Source organism: Bacillus sp. LJBS06 (assembly GCF_016924995.1).
GTDB classification, from domain to species: domain Bacteria; phylum Bacillota; class Bacilli; order Bacillales; family Bacillaceae; genus Bacillus; species Bacillus stercoris.
In genome coordinates, this window is sequence record NZ_CP070483.1 from 2,874,633 (window position 1) to 2,895,253 (window position 20,621).

A 20,621-nucleotide genomic window follows, 5' to 3' on the forward strand; every position below is an offset into this window, starting at 1 on the left:
TCTGTCTTTAATAGGCAGAGTATTTTTTCAGTTTTTGCATTTCTTCCATCATCTTTTTCTTCTGTTCTTCCAAATCTTGCGGATGCAGCTTCCGCTGTCCGGATTCTGAATCGGACGCTGTTTCTTTTTCTTTCATCCAGTCAGGAAGCTTTTCTTCGCGAATCACTTTTTGGTTTCGTTTCGAAGACTTTGTTTTTCCATCAGCCCATTCAAGGTATTGGCGGTTCTCTTCTATCGCGAGTTTCATCGCTTCCCTGACCGTTTTTACCTTTTTTCGTGCCCAATGCGACGCGATTTTTTGAATATAGTTTTTCGACAGCTTCATGTCGGTTTTCAGCATGACATAATAAATTAACACATTTGTGACGCCTGGCTCGAGTTTCTGTTCGAACATAATTTCTTCTATGATTTTCAGATCCGCTTTTGACGGCTCTGTTCCGTCAGCAATGTCCTGCAGAAGCTTCTTCGGAGAAATCGTCTCCAGCAATGCGATCAGCTTCCCGTCCAGAGAATCCTCTTCTGCCGGTTTTTCGCCTTCACGCAGATGCACCGGCTGTGTTTTTTCCACTAAATCGGGCAGCTGTCCGTTTCTTTCGATTTGATACCAGTCGCTGGCCGCTTTTCTTAATGCCTCCGTCGTAATGACATCATGCTCATCAATTGCGCTCATCACGACATTTTGCATCTGCAATGGGTCAATTCCGTACAGATAAGAAAGCTTTTTGATTGTGTCCCGCACCTGCTGGGTCATCGCTTTTCTCGGAATCATCGTCTCAGAAAGTCCCGCTAAAAACAAATCAAAATCAAACACATCCTCCGTTACGGTGTAGGACGGAGCCTGTCCGACAGAAGTATACTCGTTCCCCTCGGCAAGTCTTACCGTTTCCTCCATATCAGATGTGAGCTTCCATTCACTCGGCTGCAGCGATTCAAACGCGTGATTAAACGGCCGCGTAATGTCCTTCGCATCTTCTGAAATGGCCGGGTGCGTAAAAAATTGTTTTAATTGCTGATATTTCGTCTTTCCGACCCTGTTGTACAGAAAAACATTCAGCATGCCGTCTTCAAAAAATTCATTTGGCCTGAGCGGCGGAAGGAGTTCATATATAAAGAGGCGCTCCTGCCGCTCGGATTCTTTCATATATACTTTCAGTAATCCGATGCCCTCGAGCTTCCCCTGTTCCTGATGGATCGTTTTTAAGTTGGACTGTGTCATCCCCATCAGCTGTCTATGTGTGGACTCTCCGCCCCACAGACGGTTTTGTTCAAGCTCTCCCCACAATGTCATATAAAGAGAGAATGCAACAGGGCCGATTAAGGGCTGGTACAGTTGTGTAATAATTTGTCTGTCAATATCCTGCAGCATCGATCTGCTTTTAACCACATACGGGTCTACAGGCAGTACATCTTTCCAATAGTCAGCCATACATTCTCAAACCTTCCGAATTTGTTTCTACCTTTCATTTTACACCGTTTCTTATATCTATCAAATGCCAATTTTGCACATGAGAAAAGAGCTAGAAGAATCCTCTTAGCTCTTTTAACGCTCTTTCTTTATTAAGTCTTTTAATTCGTCGATAAAGACGTTTATATCTTTAAACTGCCGATAGACGGACGCGAACCGCACATATGCAACTTCATCAATCTTAGCCAGCCGGTCCATGACCATTTCTCCGACGAACTCACTCTTCACCTCAGAGCAGCCTTGATTGCGAAGTTCTTTTTCAATATCAAAGCACATGTCTTCAAGCGTTTTGAGTGAAACAGGCCTTTTTTCGCATGCTTTTATGAGGCCGCGCAGCATTTTTTCTCTGCTGAACTCCTCACGCACACCTTCTTTTTTCACAACGATGAGCGGGGTTTCCTCCACTTTCTCAAAGGTCGTAAACCGGTAGTGGCAGGATTCACACTCGCGTCTTCGGCGAATCGATTTTCCGTCATCTACAGGCCGTGAATCAAGGACTCGCGTTCCGTTATGCTGGCATGAAGGACATTTCAATAAAATCAGCTCCCAACTATATCGTTCCCTGCAATGTATTTTCGGCAGCCTCCGCCTTTTGTGACAGCATCTGTCGGGAGAGCCGTTGTTCAATATGTTTCTATAGCATTAGGTGGTTTGTGAAAATCTCCTTCTTATTTTACAAAAAAAATGAAAAAAGAAAAAGCTGACACTCTCGTTTCTTTATAAAAAATAAAAGGAGCATAAGCTAAAAAGCGCATAATGGCCTTCTAGCTTCAGCTCCCTTTGTGTTCGCATTTACTTTATAGTACTTTTGCTTGCGCCTGTTTAATTTGCACAGGCCCCATTCCTCTCGGTATTTCAATGTTTTCTCTTGTATCAGCATGTAATGCTTCTGCGATGTAATCAGCAGCAACATTAGGATCTAAGTCTCCACAAGTATAAACATCAATGCTCGCATATCCGTGCTCAGGAAAACTGTGAATCGTTAAGTGTGATTCAGAAATAATCACAACTCCGCTTACGCCTTGCGGTGCAAATTTGTGAAATGCAACCTCGCGCACCTCAGCACCTGATTTTAGAGCAGCATTTACAAACGTTTTTTCAATAAAATCCATGTCATTCAGCTTATCAAAATCGCATCCCCATAGCTCGGAGATAACGTGACGCCCCATTGTTTCCATAGTCATGGACCCCCCTTAACAAGAATTAAAAAGTGAAATTCCAACAACTGGGTCGGCCATTTACCACGGGGGAAAGTTAGTCCGGAGAGGTCCTAACCCTTTAAGTAATTCCGAAACAGTCTCAAGCAAGAAGTTCACGAAAAATAGTATACTGTGTTTAAGTCTAATTTGCAAGGTGCGTTTTTTTAGAAATATGCTGTTAAGGGTTTTTTCTTTAAAATGTGTCCATGACCTTATTTTATACAGCAGACGGATGTTTCATTCGTGCCGCTACATGGCGGATCAAATCAACAACTCTGCAGGAGTAGCCCCATTCGTTGTCATACCACGCCAGCACCTTAACTTTTCTGTCTTCCATTACCATTGTTGTAAGCCCGTCAATGACCGCTGAATGCGGATTTGTATTATAATCAGTCGATACAAGCGGTTCATCTGAATAATCAAGTACACCGTACATCGACGTTTTGGCAGCGCGTTTAAATGCCTCGTTTACGTCTTCAGCCGTAACATCTGTTTTCAGATCAACTACGAGATCAACCAATGAGACGTTCGGAACAGGGACACGCAAGGCGAGGCCGTGAAGCTTTCCTTTCAGATGTGGCAGCACAAGCGAAAGCGCCTTTGCCGCTCCTGTTGTCGTCGGAATGATGGATTCACCGCAAGCCCGCGCCCGGCGCAAATCTTTGTGCGGGTTATCAATATTTTTTTGGTCATTCGTATACGCATGAACTGTAGTCATCAGCCCGCTCTCAATGCCAAACTCTTCATCCAGCACTTTTACAACAGGCGCAAGGCAGTTTGTCGTGCATGACGCATTTGAAATAATCACATGGCGCTCAGCGTCGAATTGGTCTTCATTTACCCCCATCACAATGGTAACGTCTTCATTTTTTCCCGGCGCAGTCAAAATGACTTTTTTTGCGCCCGCTTCTATATGGCCCATCGCTTTATCTTTTGAATTAAACTTCCCTGTTGCTTCGACGACTATGTCAATATCATATTCCCGCCAAGGCAGCTGTTTTGGATCACGGCTGTTTAACAAAAGCACTTTCTTTCCATTTACGATCAGGCTGTCTTCACCAGCCACAACCTCTTTATCGTATCTGCCGTGAATTGTGTCATACTTTATTAAATGAGCCAGCGTTTCTGCGGAATAGCTGGCGTTAATGGCCACTATTTGAATTTGATCGTCTAACATCGCTTTTCTGAAAACCATTCTTCCGATTCTTCCAAACCCGTTGATCGCTACTTTTACCTTCATGTTGGACACCCCTTATCAATTATGCCATCCTAATATGTTACTATCTAAAATTAGTATAACACATTAAAACGAATTCGCCAGTACATATTGATAAAAATCAACGATTATAACGCTAATTTATGATACATCATATGTTTTCTTGCACAAAATATCAGGCGTAAAGCCAAAAAGCAGCCAGCGCTCTGCACTGACTGCCTTCATACTTATGATTCCTGTTTCAACTTATCATTGAGCACACTTTCTTCTAACACAGAAAAAGTATCTCCGTACACTCTGTTAATATGATTCGCTCCCCAAGCACACAGCATATCTAAAATCCCTTCTAAGCTGCGGCCGTATTCGCTGAGCTCGTATTCCACTTTTGGAGGAACCTGATTATAAACGATCCGGTTAATGACACCGTCCGCTTCCAGCTCACGCAGCTGCTGGGTCAGCATCTTTTGCGTGATGTTGGGCATCAGGCGCTTTAATTCACTCGTGCGTTTTTTTCCGTGCGTCAGATGGCATAGAATCACGCATTTCCACTTCCCGCCAATCACTTCGAGAGTCGCTTCAACAGAAATGTTATATTTTTTCTTCTCCATACAATCCATTCTCCTTACAGGCACCAAAAAGTGACTATAGCACTTAAAAGTACGTACTTTTCTTTCCTAATGATATGTTTCATAATCACATTTGCCGGCTGATTTGAATCTGCTCTTTTTTATTTATATAGCTTACTCAGCAGAATTTCAATCATACAACACACATACAAAGGAGGAACATCATGACTTCAGCCAATAAAAGCAGTATTCCTGCACTCCTGGCTTTGGCCGTAAGTGCATTCGCGATAGGGACAACCGAATTTATCAGTGTCGGCCTTTTGCCGCTCATTGCTGATGACCTGCATATTCCCGTCACAACAGCGGGATTGACTGTTTCCCTTTATGCGCTCGGCGTTACATTTGGAGCACCTATATTAACTTCATTGACCTCAAGCATGTCTCGTAAGACACTATTGCTTTGGATCATGTTTATTTTTATTGCCGGTAATACGATGGCGGCAACCGCTTCAAGCATCGGGATTTTATTAGCAGCCCGTGTGATATCGGCATTTTCACACGGTGTATTTATGTCAATCGGTTCGACAATCGCAGCGGATATTGTCCCGGAGAATAAAAGGGCCAGCGCGATTTCGATTATGTTTACCGGTCTTACTGTGGCAACTGTAACCGGAGTTCCTTTCGGCACGTTTATCGGCCAGCAGTTCGGCTGGCGTTTTGCCTTTATGGTCATTATCGCCGTCGGAATCATTGCTTTTATTACAAATGGCGTTCTTGTACCGTCCAAATTACGAAAAGGGACAAAAACAACGATGCGGGATCAATTGAAGCTTGTGACAAACGGCCGGTTATTGCTTTTATTTGTCATTACAGCTCTTGGGTACGGAGGAACATTCGTTGTATTCACATATCTGTCTCCCCTGCTTCAGGAAGTAACAGGCTTCAAAGCCGGAACTGTTGCAGTGATTCTGCTCGGATATGGAATCGCTATCGCTATCGGAAATATGATTGGCGGAAAGCTGTCTAACCGAAATCCGATTGCCGCTTTATTCTATATGTTTATCGTACAGGCAATCGTTCTATTTGTACTGACATTTACGGCCTCATATCAAGCAGCAGGCCTCATCACCATTCTCTGTATGGGATTGCTGGCCTTTATGAACGTGCCCGGCCTTCAGGTGTATGTCGTCATGCTGGCTGAGCGTTTTGTCCCGAGTGCAGTTGACGTCGCATCCGCGATGAATATCGCTGCCTTTAATGCAGGGATCGCGCTTGGCTCATACCTTGGTGGTGTGATCACCGATTCAATCGGATTGATTCATACCGCTTGGATAGGCGGATTAATGGTGGCCGGAGCAGTTATTTTAACAGGCTGGAGCCGCTTGATGGAAAAACGGGATCGGCAGGAAGCCTGACAATTTTAAAGGAGGAAATAAACATGACAACACATTTACAAGCAACAGCAACACTTCATAATGGGGTAAAAATGCCTTGGTTCGGCCTCGGCGTCTTCCAAGTGGAGGAAGGATCTGAACTGGTAAACGCAGTTAAAACTGCCATTGCCCACGGGTACCGCAGTATTGATACTGCAGCTATCTATGGAAATGAAGCTGGAGTCGGAGAAGGGATTCGGCAGGGCATTGAAGAAGCAGGCATTTCAAGAGAGGATCTGTTTATTACATCGAAAGTATGGAATGCTGATTTAGGCTACGAGGAAACACTCGCCGCATTTGAAACAAGCCTGTCAAAACTCGGTCTGGATTATTTAGATCTATACCTCATCCACTGGCCTGTAGAAGGAAAGTATAAAGATGCTTGGAGAGCGCTTGAAACATTGTATAAAGAAGGCCGTATCAAAGCAATCGGCGTAAGCAACTTCCAAATTCACCATCTTGAAGATCTGATGACGGCAGCTGAAATTAAGCCTATGATTAACCAAGTGGAATTTCACCCGCGCCTCACACAAAAAGAATTGATAAGTTACTGCCAAAATCAGGACATCCAGATGGAGGCTTGGTCACCTTTGATGCAGGGGCAGCTGCTGGATCACCCTGTATTGGCTGACATCGCTCAAGCATATAACAAATCTGTCGCACAAATTATTTTGCGCTGGGATCTGCAGCATGGCATCATCACAATTCCAAAATCAACGAAGGAACACCGCATTAAAGAAAATGCAAGTGTCTTTGACTTTGAATTAACACAGGATGACATGAACCGAATCGATGCCCTGAATGAAGATTTGCGCGTCGGCCCTGATCCGGACAACTTTGATTTTTAATGGCAAAAAACACCGTTCATATTGAACGGTGTTTTTGTATTATGCCCAGCTGTTGATGATGTCATCAAGCTGCCTTTTGGTCTCTTCGAGCGTGCCGCTGTTATCGATGACTTGATCTGCTCTTGCTGTCTTTTCCTCTAAGGGCATTTGAGAGCGGATACGGCTGACTGCTTCTTCTTCCGTCAGCTGATTGCGCTTCATCAGACGTTCCAGTTGGAGCTCTTTTGTCACACTGACCACAATAATTTTATCAACCAATGATTCCAATTTGCTTTCGAACAAAAGCGGGATATCCAATACAACAAATGCCTCCCGATTTGCAATGGCCTCATCACGGCGCTTGAGCATTTCCTGCCTGACTGCGGGATGAACAATTGCATTTAAGGCGAGACGCTTTTGTTCATTTGTAAATACCAGCGCCCCAAGCTTTTTTCGATCTATATCGCCATTTGAGAGCAGGATGTCTTCACCGAATTCGTCAATGATTTGCCGGTAGGCCGGCATCCCTTTTTCTACCGCTTGTTTTGCAATGATATCTGCATCTATAACTGTTATTCCTTTTTCAATCAGCATATTGGCTACCGTGCTTTTGCCGCTAGCTATTCCTCCCGTTAAACCAATGACTAAGGTCAAGAGATCCACTCCTTTTTACAATTTCCAGAGCCCAATCGTGATCAGCAGAAGCCCTGGCAAAAACGCCATTTTATCGATCCATTTCCACTTAGACAAAAAATGGCCGGCATTGATTCCGATTGATACAAACAGTGAGCTCATGATTGCCACGGCGATGCTCATCACAATCGGTGAAAAACCGAGAATGGCTGCGCCTATACCTGCCCCAAAAGCATCAATCGATAAGGCAAATCCCAATAGGACCGCCTCAATTCCATTGATCACACCCGATTTGTCGATATCCGCACTCATCGGTTTTCTCAAAATATGAATCACAATCCCTAATGACCGAACCTCTAAATTAAGCAGCGTTTTTTCATGCAATAGGTATTCTTTGTCTTTCGCAGGTTTGAAAAATTGATACAGAACCCACGCTCCAATTCCGACCAATATCAAACCGCCAAGCTTCTCCGTCACATATACAGGAAAAAACTTTGTGAGAAAGCTTCCGATCAGCATGGATATAAACATGACAGCACCGGAACAGCAGGCGATAACCAAAATCGCTTTAAACGGTATTTTCATTTTTCTCAATCCGTACGTAAATCCGACTGAAAAACTGTCCAAGCTGACAGCCAACGCCAGCAGCAGTATAGAAACCATTTGCATATCCGTTTCTTCCTTTCTGTTGGTGCTCTTATATCAGATGTGAAATACCCGGGATCCATCACAATCATATATATGGGAAAGTGAAAAATCCGTGTTTCAAAAATGACATCCTCTATTACAGAGTTACTGATATATGCACCGACAGCTTGGACGATGAAGCTTTATGCTACTATTTTTTCTGGCACTTTGCGCAAAAATGCGTGCCTCTTCCTCCGACGACAATTTTCGAAATCATCGTTCCACAATTTTTGCATGGCTTGTCTTTTTTTCCGTACACAAAATGCTGCAGCTGGAACATTCCGATTTCCCCTTGGGAGTTGATATACGAGCGGACTGTGCTGCCGCCTGCATCAATCGCTTCCTGCAGGGTATTTTTGATTTCAGCGTGAAGGGTTTTGATTGTCTGATCTGATAATTGATTTGCTTTTGTCTCGGGATGGACACCCGCTCTGAAAAGAGCCTCGTCCACATAAATGTTCCCTAGTCCGACGACCGTTTTTTGATCCAGCAGGGCAGTTTTGACAGCGCGGTTTGTTTTGGCAAGCCGTTCTTTTAAATACACACTCGTAAATTCTTCTGCATCCGGCTCCGGACCTAACTGAGAAAGCGGGAGCTCGCCCGCCTCTTCTCCCGGTTTAAATAAGTGCATTGTTCCAAACTTACGAACATCTCTGTAACGGAGCTGGGTTCCATCCGTCATCGTAAATATGACATGCACATGTTTATCGTCTGGCTCCTCCGCTTGATGAAGCCCGTATTTCCCTTCCATTCGCAGGTGGGAAACCATGACATAATGATCTAAATGAAACAGCAAAAACTTTCCCCGTCTTCCGATAGACTGTATCGTTTCTCCTGCTAGATTTCGCGCAAATTCCTCCGGTTCGGCAGGCCGTTTGATGATATTCGGCCATCTGATCTCTACCGATTTGATTGTTTTTCCCTTTACAAGCCCGGTCAGAGTGCGCCGGACCGTCTCAACCTCTGGTAATTCCGGCACATCCATCACTTCCTATCTCTGTTTATTTCGCATCGTACCAAGATGGGCCTGATGCAAAGTCCACCTTTAACGGCACATCTAATGCAAGCGCATGCTCCATTACTTCAGGAACAAGCTTTTCAAGAATTTCAATTTCTTCCTGTGGCGCTTCAAAAATCAATTCATCGTGTACTTGAAGCAGCAGCCTCGCTTTCAGCTGTTTTTCTTTCAGCTTGGCAGCCATGTCAATCATAGCTTTTTTGATGATATCAGCGGCGCTTCCTTGAATCGGTGTATTCATGGCCGTCCGCTCCGCAAAACTGCGAATATTAAAGTTTCGGCTCGTCAGCTCAGGAATGTAGCGGCGCCGATGCATAAGTGTTGTTACGTACCCTTTTTGCTTCGCGTCCTGAACTGAATCTTCCATGTACGCTTTTACACCTTGGAAGCTTTCCAGATAGCGGTCGATAAATGCACCAGCTTCCTTTCTGGTGATGCCGAGGTTCTGTGACAGACCGTAATCACTGATGCCGTAAACAATGCCAAAGTTGACCGCTTTCGCCTGGCGTCTCATCGCAGATGTTACTTCATCCTCAGCAACATGGAACACATCCATTGCCGTTTTCGTATGAATATCCATATCGTTTGTAAAAGCTTCGATAAGATTTTCATCCTTTGAAATATGGGCAAGCACCCGCAGCTCGATTTGTGAATAATCGGCTGCAAAAATGAGCCAGTCTTTTTCAGACGGCACAAAAGCTTGGCGAATTTTTCGTCCTTCCTCAAGCCTGATCGGAATGTTTTGCAGATTCGGATCAGTCGAGCTGAGACGGCCAGTTTGCGTTAAGGCCTGATTAAAGCGCGTGTGCACTTTATGCGAATCAGGTCTCGTCACCTTTAAAAGCCCTTCGATATATGTTGATTGGAGCTTGCCAATTTGTCTGTACTGCAAAATATAGTCGACAATATCATGCTTGTCAGCCAGCTTTTCAAGCACATCTGCAGACGTAGAATAACCTGTTTTCGTTTTCTTTACGACAGGAAGGCCAATTTTTTCAAACAAGATGACGCCGAGCTGTTTCGGAGAATTGATGTTAAACGGCTCTCCCGCGATCTCATGGATTTTTTCTTCATATTCCTTCAGCTTCGCACCCAGTTCTTCACCCATCCGTTTTAAACGGTCAACATCGACCTTGACGCCAGTTGATTCCATTTCTCCGAGAATAAGCGCAAGAGGCATTTCAAGCTCTTCAAACAGCTCAAGCTGATCATTATTTTCCAGCTCCTGAACAAGCTTTTCCCGAAGGCTTTGAATCGCTAACGCTTTTCGGCCAAGGTGCTCAGACAGTACGTCTTCTGACGGCACTGCCCGTTTTGCCCCTTTGCCGTAAACTGATTCATCGCTCGAAACGATATGCAGGCCATAATCCTTGGCCACACTCGCCACGTCGTCATATGAATTGCCCGGGTTGATGATATAGGCCGCAAGGAGCGTATCAAACTCGGCACCCTTTAGCTCAATGCCCTGCCAGCGCAAGGCAACAACAGCCCGCTTGCTGTCGAAGACCCATTTCTTCTGCTCGTCATTTTCCACCCATTCTTTAAACACCTCAGACTCAACGGCAATGTCTTTCGGAATGAAATAAGCTCCCGTTTCATTTACGATCGAAAATCCGAGAATCGGCTCTTCATGATAATTATCGCCAATCTGTTCAACGACAAATGCAGATGGAGAAACCAATATGCCGCTGGTTACGTCTGTAACGATTTCGACATTAATGTCTTCTAACGACTGATCCTGCTCCGCTTCTGCACTGTTTTCCCCAAGCCGTTCAAGAAGCGTGTTGAAGCCAAGATCTTTAAAGATGGCAATGACCTGTTCACGGTTAAAGCCTTGATATTCCAGGCCGGAAACAGATACCTCAATCGGAGCATCCGTCATAATCGTCGCAAGCTCCTTGCTCATCAATGCCTGATCCTTAAATTCCTCAAGCTTTTCCTTCAATTTCTTTCCGCTCACCTCGTCAATGGACTCCAGCAGCTTTTCAACGGAATCAAATTGTTTTAAAAGCTTAATCGCAGTCTTTTCTCCGACGCCGGGCACACCCGGGATATTATCTGAGGAATCGCCCATCAGACCCTTCATGTCAATGATTTGTTCAGGCGTAAGCCCGTATTTCTCTTTGACATGCTCCGGTGTGTAAAATTCAACATCGGTAATTCCCTTTCTCGTAATGGCAACTGTCGTGTTGTCCGTTGCCAGCTGAGTTAAATCCTTATCTCCTGAGAAAACCTTTACTTCAAACCCGTCTTTTTCAGCCGATTTGGCCAGTGTACCGATAATATCATCCGCTTCATATTGGTCCAGTTCATAGCGGCTGATCTGATAGGCATCAAGCAGCTCGCGGATAAAAGGCATTTGTTCGGAAAGCTCAGGCGGGGTTTTCTGTCTGCCGCCTTTATATTCTTTAAATGTGCCGTGACGAAATGTTGTTTTCCCGGCATCGAACGCAACCAGCATATGCGTCGGTTTTTCATCCTCAAGCATTTTCATCAAAATCATCGCAAAGCCGTATACAGCATTTGTATGAACACCTTTGTCATTGCTTAACAGCGGCAATGCAAAAAACGCCCGGTAAGCCAGACTGTTTCCGTCTACAAGCACTAATTTTTTTCGTTCCGTCATTCAATTTCCTCCTAAGAAGCCTCACGCTTCCATTCATCTCTTACATAGTCATTAGCTCCTCTTATTTTAACAAAGTTCAATTTGAAAGGAAAATACGTGAACTATAAGAGAACACACAAAAAAGGACGGGAACACAAATAGGTTCCCGCCGTCAAAATTGGCTCCTTGGATGAAGGGGTTCTACTACATCCTACCAGCATAGGTTTAACAGTGCATGAAGATATTGTTAAACCTTTGTAAACATTAGGCGGACTTTTCAGCGGCCCGTTTCAGCGTCACGGTAAAGACAGTTCCCCGTCCAGGCTCGCTTGTGACATCAATTTTCCCTTCATGAGCCTCTATTAAATGCTTCACAATCGCAAGGCCCAGCCCGGTCCCCCCCGAATTCCTGCTTCTGTCTTTATCTACGCGGTAAAAGCGTTCAAAAATGCGCGGAATTTCTTCTTTTTGAATTCCGATTCCGGAATCGGCGACCTCAATCTGAATGTCTTTTTCTCTGGGCTTTACATTGATAGCCACTGAGCCTCCCTCAGGCGTGTAGGTTAACGCATTGTTTACGAGATTAAGAAATACCTGTTTCAGCCTGTACGGATCACCTGACACATATTGAGGGTCTTTCGGAATATTCAGTTGCAGGGAGATGCCTTTCTCATCCGCCTTATGCTTCAGAAGCGTTTCAATCTCACCAAGCATTTTGGCCGGCTCAAACGTATCGATACTGAGCGTGAAATTTTGCTGCTCGATTTTTGAGAGATCGAGCAAATCCTGAACCAAAGACTGAAGTCTTTCGCTTTCCTTAAGAATAATAGAGAGAAATTCAGAAAGCGCCTCTTTGTCCTCCATCGCCCCATCCAATAACGTCTCCGTAAACCCTTTTATGGACGTAATCGGCGTTTTCAGCTCATGAGAAACATTGGCCACAAAATCCTTCCTCATCTGCTCTAATTTCTTCGTTTCTGTCATGTCATGGAAAACGAGCACAATTCCTTTCCATTCATCGTCCGGCCCCATAATCGGAACGCCGTCCACTTCAAAATAACGCCGTTCTATTTTGATCGGAAGTCTTAACAGCTTGCATTTCTTTGTCTCCGTCATAAAAATATCTTCGACTAGCTGGATCACTTCTTCATGTTCAAATGCATCGTGATAAAGACGGCGCAGCATCTGATTCGGATTGATATGAAACTGCTTGGCGTAAGACCTGTTTACAAGATTAATAAAGCCTCTTCCGTCGATCATAATCAGTCCGGAGCCAATGTTTTCAATGACTGTCAGCAGCCGATCCCGCTGCATTTCCTGTGTTCGGGTCATTTCCATCAGATCAATGGCAAGGCTGTTCATCGCACGTCCAAGCTTATCAGAACGTCTGATATAGCCGCCGTACGTCCGTGCATCATAGTTCCCCTTGGAAAGCTCTGTGGCTACATTTGTCGCTGCTTCTATTGACTTTTTATAACGTGAGGTCATGCTGGAATAAAAATAAACAATGACGATAAATGCGGTACAAAGACTGGCCGTCAGCATCCCCCACAATTCGCCTTTCAAGCCGTCGCTTTTTTCAGAGGCGGAAAGCAGCACATATCCTGTTTTTTCACCTTCGCTTCTAAGTGAAAGTCCGTAATAAAGCTTGTTATCTGCTGTTGAAAGAATCCCCTCATGGCCAGAAACAAGCGCCTGCACCTTTTGGGAATCTGCCGCCCTCCCGTTTGACCCATACAGCACCTTGCCGTCTGTATCAATAACGGCTGCACTCACATCAAGCGCCTCGCCTGCATCTTTAATGATTTTCTCGTTTGCTCGATCATTTAGATTGCCGGCATCAAGTAGCGAAGCCATGTATTTTGCTTCTTTTTCAATGTGTTCCTCTGCTTTCCTTTGACCAGATGTTTCAAAGAGCTGCTGTAAAAACAGCCCGAGGACACAAAACACCAGAATCAAACAGACAACGAATACAGAAAAAAGGCGCACACGGTTTTTATTCATTCATTTTTGGCTCCTCCAGTTTATACCCCAATCCCCTAATCGTTTTAATATAGATCGGTTTTTTGGTATTATATTCAATTTTGTCGCGAAGATGGCTGATATGCACATCAACTATTCTCGTATCTCCGGCAAAATCATAATTCCAGACTGCACTCAGCAGCAGATCTCTTGTCAGAACTCTGCCTTTATGTCTGCCTAAATAAAGCAGCAGTTCGAATTCTTTCGGTGTCAGTTCAAGCTGATTTTCTTTAAAGTACGCTTCATAATGATCAGGCAGGATTTTCAGATCGCCAATTACGATCTGGCCTTCCATGTCATCGTTCTTCATTTCACTAGAGGGCGCAGCCATTTCCGAACGCCTTAAAATCGCTTTGACTCTCGCATTTACTTCCCTTGGACTGAACGGCTTGGTCATATAATCGTCAGCGCCAAGCTCAAGCCCTAATACTTTATCGAATTCCTCATCCTTCGCTGTCAGCATTAAAATGGGAAACATCAGTTTTTGCTGTCTCAGCTGCTTGCATACTTCGATTCCGTCCAATTTTGGAAGCATCACATCAAGCACAATCAAATCAGGTTTCTCTGTTTCCGCTTTTTTGAGTGCTTCTTCCCCATCCGAGGCGGTAATAACATCATAGCCTGACCGTTCCAAATTGTACTGTAAAAGAGTAACAATAGATTCTTCATCATCCACAACTAAAATTTTCTTGTTCATGCTGTGCCTCCAGTATTATAATTCCCCGACATCCTATTTCTCTATTTTATGTCATCTTAACATGTTTCATGATTTTATTTTAGCGAAAGCAGGACATTCCGACAATTCGCCTTTTACACCATTTTTAAAAGAAATACAAACGATAATGGTAGCGCTTTCATATATAGCAAAAAGAGAAAGGCTGTATCAAGCAAGCCTTTCTCTCTTTTTATTAGGATAATACTTTCATGACATTTTTGACAGATTCAACTGATTTATTCAGCTGCGCTCTTTCATAGTCTGTCAGTTCAAGTTCAATGATTTGTTCAAGTCCGTTGCCGCCTACAATTGTAGGAACGCCAAGGTAGATGCCTTCATAGCCGTATTCCCCTTCAAGATAAGCAATTGTAGGAAGGACGCGGCGCTGATCTTTCAAGATCGCTTCGACCATTTCTGTCAGAGAAGCCGCAGGCGCATAATACGCGCTTCCGTTTCCAAGAAGATTCACGATTTCGCCTCCGCCTTTTCTAGTGCGCTCCACAATTGCGTCAATCCGTTCTTTCGGAATGAGAGTTTCAAGCGGGATACCGCCGGCATAAGAATAACGCACAAGCGGCACCATATCGTCACCGTGTCCGCCGAGTACGAAACCAGTCACATCTTTCACTGACAGGTTTAATTCCTCTGCCACAAATGTTCTGAATCTCGCCGTATCAAGCACACCGGACTGGCCGATTACACGCTCTTTAGGGAAGCCGGATTCTTTGTACACCGCGTATGTCATTGCATCAACAGGATTTGTCAGCACCACAATAATAGAGTCAGGAGAATATTTCACGATTTCCCGTGTAACGCTTCTCATAATCTTTTCGTTTGTAGAGACCAGATCATCCCTGCTCATACCAGGTTTTCTTGCGATACCGGCTGTAATGACAACAATGTCAGAGCCAGCTGTATCCTCGTAATTGGATGTTCCCGTAATTTTTGCGTCAAAGCCTTGAACCGGGCTTGCTTCAAGCATATCAAGCGCTTTTCCCTTTGTCGGGTTCTCCAATTGCGGAATGTCAACAAGAACAACGTCTGCCAGCTCTTTTTGAGCGATTAAAAATGCAGTTGTAGCTCCGGTAAAACCTGCTCCGATAACAGAAACTTTTTTACGAGTATTTCCCATGTCTCTCTTCTCCTTTATGGCTAGTTTTAGGCTTTTTCCTTGCTTAGTCCATGTTTTTGATCAGTTCTTCTCCGAACTCTGAACATTTCACTTCAGTCGCGCCATCCATTAATCTGGCAAAATCGTAAGTTACGACTTTAGAAGCGATTGTTTTTTCCATAGATTTGATAACCAAATCAGCCGCTTCGTTCCATCCTAAATGCTCAAGAAGCAGAACGCCTGAAAGAATAACTGAAGATGGATTTACTTTATCAAGGCCTGCATATTTAGGAGCCGTTCCGTGCGTCGCCTCGAAAATCGCATGTCCTGTTTCATAGTTGATGTTCGCTCCAGGAGCAATGCCGATTCCGCCGACTTGCGCAGCAAGGGCATCAGAAATGTAATCTCCGTTCAAGTTCATTGTCGCAACGACATCAAACTCGTTTGGACGCGTTAAGATCTGCTGAAGGAAAATGTCAGCAATGCTGTCTTTGATAATGATTTTTCCTGCTGCTTCCGCTTCGCTTTGCGCTTTGTTGGCAGCGTCTTTTCCTTGTTCTTCAGCAATGCGGTCATATTGAGCCCATGTGAAGACTTTATCTCCGTACTCTTTTTCAGCAAGTTCATAGCCCCAGTTTTTGAAGGCGCCTTCAGTGAACTTCATGATGTTTCCTTTATGAACAAGCGTTACGGATTTGCGGCCATGCTCGATTGCATAATCAATGGCAGCTCTGACTAAACGGCTTGTTCCTTCCTCGGAAACAGGCTTAATGCCAATGCCTGATGTCTCAGGGAAACGGATTTTGTTGACGTTTAACTCATTTTGAAGGAAGCTGATAAGCTTTTGTACTTCTTCTGAGCCTTTTGCATACTCGATGCCTGCGTAAATATCTTCTGTATTTTCACGGAAGATAACCATATCAGTATCTTCAGGTCGTTTTACCGGTGACGGCACTCCAGTAAAGTATCTTACAGGTCTTAAGCAGACGAACAGGTCAAGCTCTTGTCTGAGTGCTACGTTCAAAGAACGGATACCGCCGCCGACAGGTGTCGTTAACGGGCCTTTAATCGCGATAAAATATTCGCGGATCACATCTAATGTTTCAGCAGGGAGCCACTCACCTGTTTTATTATAAGCCTTTTCTCCGGCATAAACTTCTTTCCATGTAATTTTCTTTTCGCCTTTGTATGCTTTTTCTACTGCTGCTTCCAAAACCTTCGAAGCCGCGTTCCAAATATCAGGACCGGTTCCGTCTCCTTCGATAAACGGGATAATCGGGTTGTTTGGTACGTTTAATACTCCGTTAGAGACTGTAATTTTTTCACCTTGTGCCACAATAAAACCTCCCAGTATGTAATTCATATTTAGAAAACATTTTATTTTTCTTATATAGAAAACAAAATGATTTTTCTCAACATTCAATTTAAAGTGTAACTCAAATTTGATGTTCTGAACAAGAGGCTAACCTCATTGACGCAAGCCAGCCTCCAATGGTTCTTTAGGCTCTTTCTTCAATCGGAACGAATTTTTGTTTGTCAGGGCCTGTGTAATCTGCCCGCGGGCGGATCAGACGGTTGTTGTCATACTGCTCAAGAATATGAGCGAGCCACCCGGACATTCTGCTTATAGCAAAAATCGGTGTAAACAAATCATGGTCAATGCCGAGACTGTGATATACAGAAGCCGAATAGAAATCAACGTTAGGCGGAAGCTTTTTCTCTGATGTAACGATGTCTTCTATACGAATCGACATCTCATACCATTTGCTTTCACCCGTCAGGTTTGTCAGGCGCTTGCTCATTTCTTTCAGATGCTTCGCGCGCGGATCACCATGCTTATACACTCGGTGGCCGAATCCCATGATTTTTTCTTTCTTTTCAAGTTTAGCGCGGATGTACGGCTCAGCGTTTTCCACTTCACCGATTTCTGTCAGCATTTTCATAACGCCTTCATTCGCCCCGCCGTGCAGAGGTCCTTTAAGCGCACCGATTGCTGCAGTAATGCCTGAATAGATATCAGAAAGTGTCGCGACGCAGACCCTCGCTGTGAACGTTGACGCGTTCAGCTCGTGGTCAGCATGTAAAATCAATGCTTTGTTGAAGGCTTCAACCTCAATTGGTGAAGGCTCTTCACCGTTTAATGTGTAAAGAAAATTCTCCGCAATACCGTAATCTTCTCTCGGTTCTACAGGCTCAAGACCCTTGCGAATTCTGGAAAACGCTGCAACCAGGCCAGGCACCTTTGCCTGAAGGCGGATCGCCTTTCTGTAGTTGGCTTCCGGGTTCATGGTATCAGCCTCGCTGTCAAGCAGGCCTAATAATGAAATTGCTGTCCTAAGAGCAGCCATGGGATGAACATTTTCGAGGGAATAAGATTTGAAGTGCTCAATAATTTCTTGCGGAACGGCAGCTTCCTTTGCAAGCTGCTGCTTTAACTCTTCAAGCTCTTTTTTGTTTGGCAGCCTTAGATGCCAAAGCAAGTAGATGATTTCTTCAAAACTTGCATTCTCTGTCAAATCATCGATATCATACCCCACATATGTAAGGGTATCGTCAATAATAGAACTAACAGATGATGTTGTTGCTACAACCCCTTCAAGACCGCGTGTCGCTGTCATATATAACATCTCCTTTTCAATAAATTTCCCCTTTAAGAGTGTTGTAAAAACATGAGGCTTACTTAAAAAGCACGATGCAAGTATTTCTCTCCCCCAAAAAGAAAATGCTTACATTTTACTGGCTGCTAGTACTAAAACCCTTTGCTTATGAAAGAACATAACAAATTCTTATAAGCTTATTTAAGTTTAAGCCTATTCTCATTATAAACAATAATCAGACATTTGTTAAATGTTTACCTATAATTTTTTTTTTCATTCTGTGATTTCCCCGAAAAAACGCCTTTATTTGCGGGTTTTTGCATACAAAAAAAGCGGCTTTAAGGCCGCTTTTTTCATGAAGTGAACAGTTTTACGATCTGCATGGCTAAATAAGCAATCCCCGCTCCGATCAGCGGGCCCACTGCTACTCCGCCAAAAAGCGCGACTGCGAGAATGGTCCCGATCACAAGGGCAGTTGTAATATGCGGGTCATTTTCCAGCAGAGTCAGGCCGTTTTTGGCAATCAGCGCCACTGCGATTCCCGCTCCCAAGGCGATCCATGCGTAGGAAGACCGCATTGCCTCTCCAAGCTGCTTAAATCCGATTTCTCCCGTGGCAATCGGGACAAGAACGGCGATGGTAATAATGGTCACACCCCAGTTAATGCCTTTTGACTGGATAGTTGGAAATAATTTCTGATCAAGTCCAACGATTTTGATGATCAAAAGGACGGATACAGCAAAAAGCAATGATTGGTTTTTTGCGATAAGTGCGATGGCCAAGAGTAAAATTAAAAATAAATTCGCTTGTGTAAACACATGCCATCCCTCCTTTAAGGTGAATGTATTCATATTCAGCCGCAGCGTGAATACATATAAAAAATAGGACATGCTGACGAGAGGAGGACCGTTTTCGTGAATCAATCTTATATTACTATTTTTTTCAGAACCCTCTTTGTCATATCAATTACCGCAGGGTCGATAGCTGCGGCCTATTATTCGTTTCCGTTAACTTATCCGTTCCTGATCGCACTTATTCTTTCATCAGTGATTCATCCTGTTGTCGATTATTTGGACAAAGTGACAGGATTCCCCCGAACGATAAATGTTCTGGGCGTGCTTGCTTTTTTTCTGCTCGCAGCCTTCGGCGTTCTCACCATTCTGGTAGCCGAAATCGTAACGGGTACAGCCTATCTAGCAAAAACGCTGCCTCCGCATATCAGCACGTTTATTTCCTATTGCGAAAAATTGTTTACAACTCATATTCAGCCGCTCTATAACGAGTTAACTCTTTTGTTTCAAGAATTGGAAACGAACCAGCAGGCTTCCATCGTCACCCACATCCAGACACTCGGTGATTCAGCCGCTAAAAATGCCGGGCTGCTGCTGTCCCACATTCTAGAAATGATCCCAAGGTTTTTCGCGCTTCTTCCCAATACGGCGGCGGTTCTGATTTTTTCTCTTCTGGCAACATTTTTTATGACAAAGGATTGGCATAAGCTGAAAGCCATGCTTGTTTTGCTTCTGCCGGATCGTGTGACAGCTAATAGTAAAGCGATCAGCAGCGAATTAAAAAAAGCAATGACTGGTTTTATCAAAGCACAAGCCGTCCTCGTTTTCATCACGATGGTGATTGTGTTTATCGGCCTTTCTCTCTTACAGGTTGAACATGCCGCAACAATCGCTTTTTTAATCGGGCTTGTTGATCTTCTCCCTTACTTGGGTGCGGGCTCCGTATTTGTGCCGTGGATTTTGTATTTATCGATTACAAGCCAGCTGCCCCAAGCGATCGGAATCGGCATACTGTATCTCGTCGTTCTTGTTCAGCGGCAGCTGACAGAACCTAAAATACTCAGTAAATCTATCGGGATCGATCCGCTGGCAACGCTCATTGCCCTGTTTGCCGGCTTTAAATTATTCGGGTTTTTAGGACTGATTGCCGGGCCGGCTGTTCTCGTCATTATCCAAGCTTTCATTACGACAGGCGCATTAAAGGAAGTATGGTCCTATATCACCGTTCAGCAAAAATAAAACAGCAGCCCATGTTACATGGCTGCCGTTTTTATTTGATGATGATCCGCTTATTCTTTGACATTCCTCTCAGCCATTTGAACAGAATTGGCTTACACCAGCCGCGGGTAAACGGGATAAGAAGACAGGCGCCGGCCAAATCTGATAAAAAGCCCGGAAGCATCAACAATAGGCCGCCAATGAAAATGCATAGGCCGTCAGCAATCGCTTCTCCCGGCATTTTGCCATATTGAAGATCACGCTGAACCTTATAATACACTTCGGTTCCTTGTTTTTTTGCAGCTGCTGCTCCGATAATGCCTGTCAGAATCATTAAAAGAACTGTCGGCAAAATGCCAATCAGCTTGCCTGAAAAGAGGAATATGCCGATTTCTATTGCCGGAAACACAATAAAAAGCAAAAATAAAAATCTCATATCCAAGCCCCCCACACGTGTAACACGCCTCTGTTCAACATAAGGCAAGATAAAGAGAAAAGGAAGGGATTCCCCTTCCGTT

General features: G+C 44.2%; 18 protein-coding genes and 1 pseudogene. 3 read left to right on the top strand and 16 right to left on the bottom strand.

Annotation, left to right across the window (positions count from 1 at the left end):
• Window positions 1-7 precede the first annotated feature (7 nt).
• The 5 genes from dnaB to JQX68_RS14660 form a co-directional block, all read right to left on the bottom strand.
• Window positions 8-1,426: a replicative helicase loading/DNA remodeling protein DnaB gene (dnaB, locus tag JQX68_RS14640; protein WP_147772347.1), complete on the bottom strand. Its 1,419-nt coding sequence runs from the start codon at window positions 1,424-1,426 to the stop codon at window positions 8-10.
• 114 nt (window positions 1,427-1,540) lie between these two features.
• Window positions 1,541-1,999: a transcriptional regulator NrdR gene (gene nrdR, locus JQX68_RS14645; RefSeq protein WP_040082169.1), complete on the bottom strand. Its 459-nt coding sequence runs from the start codon at window positions 1,997-1,999 to the stop codon at window positions 1,541-1,543.
• 263 nt (window positions 2,000-2,262) lie between these two features.
• Entirely contained in the window at window positions 2,263-2,643 is a 381-nt protein-coding gene (gene speD, locus JQX68_RS14650) for an adenosylmethionine decarboxylase (RefSeq protein ID WP_003223584.1), read from the bottom strand.
• A 238-nt stretch (window positions 2,644-2,881) separates the two neighbouring features.
• Entirely contained in the window at window positions 2,882-3,904 is a 1,023-nt protein-coding gene (locus tag JQX68_RS14655) for a glyceraldehyde-3-phosphate dehydrogenase (RefSeq protein WP_040082168.1), read from the bottom strand.
• 203 nt (window positions 3,905-4,107) lie between these two features.
• Entirely contained in the window at window positions 4,108-4,488 is a 381-nt protein-coding gene (locus tag JQX68_RS14660) for a winged helix-turn-helix transcriptional regulator (RefSeq protein WP_003229458.1), read from the bottom strand.
• 182 nt (window positions 4,489-4,670) lie between these two features.
• Here JQX68_RS14660 and JQX68_RS14665 point away from each other — a divergent pair, with 182 nt between their 5' ends.
• Window positions 4,671-5,861: an MFS transporter gene (locus JQX68_RS14665; RefSeq protein ID WP_147772348.1), complete on the top strand. Its 1,191-nt coding sequence runs from the start codon at window positions 4,671-4,673 to the stop codon at window positions 5,859-5,861.
• A gap of 23 nt (window positions 5,862-5,884) precedes the next feature.
• On the top strand, window positions 5,885-6,727 hold the full coding sequence (ytbE, locus tag JQX68_RS14670; RefSeq protein WP_014664936.1) for an aldo/keto reductase YtbE: 843 nt from the start codon (window positions 5,885-5,887) through the stop codon (window positions 6,725-6,727).
• Between the two features lie 39 nt (window positions 6,728-6,766).
• Here ytbE and coaE read toward each other — a convergent pair whose 3' ends face one another.
• The 10 genes and pseudogenes from coaE to JQX68_RS14720 all read right to left on the bottom strand — a co-directional run bounded on the left by coaE (window position 6,767) and on the right by JQX68_RS14720 (window position 18,912).
• Window positions 6,767-7,360 (bottom strand): dephospho-CoA kinase, encoded by a 594-nt coding sequence (gene coaE, locus JQX68_RS14675; protein WP_103030821.1) that lies wholly within the window; start codon window positions 7,358-7,360, stop codon window positions 6,767-6,769.
• Window positions 7,361-7,375: 15 nt separating this feature from the next.
• A pseudogene (ytaF, locus tag JQX68_RS14680) lies at window positions 7,376-8,026 on the bottom strand (sporulation membrane protein YtaF); the annotation flags it as partial.
• Window positions 8,027-8,177: 151 nt separating this feature from the next.
• On the bottom strand, window positions 8,178-9,005 hold the full coding sequence (mutM, locus tag JQX68_RS14685; protein WP_147772349.1) for a DNA-formamidopyrimidine glycosylase: 828 nt from the start codon (window positions 9,003-9,005) through the stop codon (window positions 8,178-8,180).
• Window positions 9,006-9,027: 22 nt separating this feature from the next.
• Complete coding sequence (gene polA / locus JQX68_RS14690) at window positions 9,028-11,670, bottom strand: DNA polymerase I (RefSeq protein ID WP_147772350.1); 2,643 nt, start codon at window positions 11,668-11,670, stop codon at window positions 9,028-9,030.
• 243 nt (window positions 11,671-11,913) lie between these two features.
• Complete coding sequence (gene phoR, locus JQX68_RS14695; protein ID WP_147772351.1) at window positions 11,914-13,653, bottom strand: sensory box histidine kinase PhoR; 1,740 nt, start codon at window positions 13,651-13,653, stop codon at window positions 11,914-11,916.
• On the bottom strand, window positions 13,646-14,368 hold the full coding sequence (gene phoP / locus JQX68_RS14700) for a two-component system response regulator PhoP (RefSeq protein WP_014664941.1): 723 nt from the start codon (window positions 14,366-14,368) through the stop codon (window positions 13,646-13,648). The genes phoR and phoP overlap by 8 nt, the downstream gene beginning before the upstream one ends.
• A 211-nt stretch (window positions 14,369-14,579) precedes the next feature.
• Window positions 14,580-15,518, bottom strand: coding sequence for a malate dehydrogenase (gene mdh, locus JQX68_RS14705; RefSeq protein ID WP_003237775.1), 939 nt, complete (start codon window positions 15,516-15,518; stop codon window positions 14,580-14,582).
• Window positions 15,519-15,561: 43 nt separating this feature from the next.
• A complete protein-coding gene (gene icd / locus JQX68_RS14710; protein ID WP_003229433.1) occupies window positions 15,562-16,833 on the bottom strand; it encodes an NADP-dependent isocitrate dehydrogenase in 1,272 nt (423 codons plus the stop codon).
• 163 nt (window positions 16,834-16,996) lie between these two features.
• Entirely contained in the window at window positions 16,997-18,115 is a 1,119-nt protein-coding gene (gene citZ / locus JQX68_RS14715) for a citrate synthase (RefSeq protein WP_014664943.1), read from the bottom strand.
• A gap of 332 nt (window positions 18,116-18,447) precedes the next feature.
• Window positions 18,448-18,912: a DUF441 domain-containing protein gene (locus JQX68_RS14720; RefSeq protein WP_004398695.1), complete on the bottom strand. Its 465-nt coding sequence runs from the start codon at window positions 18,910-18,912 to the stop codon at window positions 18,448-18,450.
• A 96-nt stretch (window positions 18,913-19,008) separates the two neighbouring features.
• Between JQX68_RS14720 and ytvI the strand changes: the two genes are divergently transcribed.
• The gene (gene ytvI / locus JQX68_RS14725; RefSeq protein WP_147772352.1) at window positions 19,009-20,124 is read left to right on the top strand and encodes a sporulation integral membrane protein YtvI; all 1,116 of its coding nucleotides are present in this window, start codon (window positions 19,009-19,011) and stop codon (window positions 20,122-20,124) included.
• 31 nt (window positions 20,125-20,155) lie between these two features.
• Here ytvI and JQX68_RS14730 read toward each other — a convergent pair whose 3' ends face one another.
• On the bottom strand, window positions 20,156-20,539 hold the full coding sequence (locus JQX68_RS14730; protein WP_014664946.1) for an FxsA family protein: 384 nt from the start codon (window positions 20,537-20,539) through the stop codon (window positions 20,156-20,158).
• Window positions 20,540-20,621 lie beyond the last annotated feature (82 nt).

What these genes read in the sequence shown, in the direction of transcription:
- dnaB (WP_147772347.1), bottom strand. Translation starts at nt 1,426, where the DNA reads ATGGCTGACTATTGGAAAGATGTACTGCCTGTAGACCCGTATGTGGTT.
- speD (WP_003223584.1), bottom strand. Translation starts at nt 2,643, where the DNA reads ATGGAAACAATGGGGCGTCACGTTATCTCCGAGCTATGGGGATGCGAT.
- JQX68_RS14655 (WP_040082168.1), bottom strand. Translation starts at nt 3,904, where the DNA reads ATGAAGGTAAAAGTAGCGATCAACGGGTTTGGAAGAATCGGAAGAATG.
- JQX68_RS14660 (WP_003229458.1), bottom strand. Translation starts at nt 4,488, where the DNA reads ATGGAGAAGAAAAAATATAACATTTCTGTTGAAGCGACTCTCGAAGTG.
- JQX68_RS14665 (WP_147772348.1), top strand. Translation starts at nt 4,671, where the DNA reads ATGACTTCAGCCAATAAAAGCAGTATTCCTGCACTCCTGGCTTTGGCC.
- ytbE (WP_014664936.1), top strand. Translation starts at nt 5,885, where the DNA reads ATGACAACACATTTACAAGCAACAGCAACACTTCATAATGGGGTAAAA.
- polA (WP_147772350.1), bottom strand. Translation starts at nt 11,670, where the DNA reads ATGACGGAACGAAAAAAATTAGTGCTTGTAGACGGAAACAGTCTGGCT.
- phoR (WP_147772351.1), bottom strand. Translation starts at nt 13,653, where the DNA reads ATGAATAAAAACCGTGTGCGCCTTTTTTCTGTATTCGTTGTCTGTTTG.
- phoP (WP_014664941.1), bottom strand. Translation starts at nt 14,368, where the DNA reads ATGAACAAGAAAATTTTAGTTGTGGATGATGAAGAATCTATTGTTACT.
- mdh (WP_003237775.1), bottom strand. Translation starts at nt 15,518, where the DNA reads ATGGGAAATACTCGTAAAAAAGTTTCTGTTATCGGAGCAGGTTTTACC.
- citZ (WP_014664943.1), bottom strand. Translation starts at nt 18,115, where the DNA reads ATGACAGCGACACGCGGTCTTGAAGGGGTTGTAGCAACAACATCATCT.
- JQX68_RS14730 (WP_014664946.1), bottom strand. Translation starts at nt 20,539, where the DNA reads ATGAGATTTTTATTTTTGCTTTTTATTGTGTTTCCGGCAATAGAAATC.